The sequence below is a fragment of the Myxococcus sp. AM011 genome (genome assembly GCF_013372595.1).
Taxonomy (GTDB): domain Bacteria; phylum Myxococcota; class Myxococcia; order Myxococcales; family Myxococcaceae; genus Myxococcus; species Myxococcus eversor.
In genome coordinates this window covers 1-519 of sequence record NZ_JABXEM010000619.1, presented here as the reverse complement: position 1 = coordinate 519, position 519 = coordinate 1, and the positions used below count along the sequence as shown (strand labels likewise).

At 70.3% G+C, this 519-nt stretch carries 1 protein-coding gene; it reads right to left on the bottom strand.

Annotation, left to right across the window (positions count from 1 at the left end):
• Positions 1–519 (bottom strand): condensation domain-containing protein (locus tag HUW62_RS47690; RefSeq protein ID WP_255204060.1); only part of this gene is annotated, 519 nt, incomplete at both ends.

Sequence of the window (519 nt, the reverse complement as noted above, 5' to 3'; positions counted from 1 at the left end):
TCGAGCTGGCGGTAGGTGAGCGTGGCGCGCTCCGCCTCGACGGCGATGGCGTCCGGGGTGCGCGCGGCCTGGGCGGAGAAGAGCTGATGGACGCTCGCCTCGCGTGGGTACTCGGCGCCCGTGGCATTCCAGTCCACCAGCACCTGCTGACGCTCCGCTCCGGTGAGCAGGGAGAGGGAGTCCACGCGCGTGTCCGGCGAGCGGAGCGCCGCCCGCAGGAGCGCCTGGAAGTGCGTCACCAGCCGCGCCACCGTGGAGACGTCGAAGAGGTCGGTGTTGTACTCGAGGGTGCCGTCGAAGCCGTCCGGCGTGTCGGTGAGGATGAGGGCCAGGTCGAAGCGGGCCACGTGGCTCTGCAGCTCCATCAGGCGCAGGGAGAGGCCCGGCAGCGAGAGTGCGGAGGCGGGTGTGTTCTGCAGGGTGAAGGAGACCTGGAAGAGGGGCGAGTGGCTCAGGGAGCGCTTCGGAGCGAGCTCCTCGACGAGCTTCTCGAAGGGCACGTCCTGGTGCTCGAAGGCG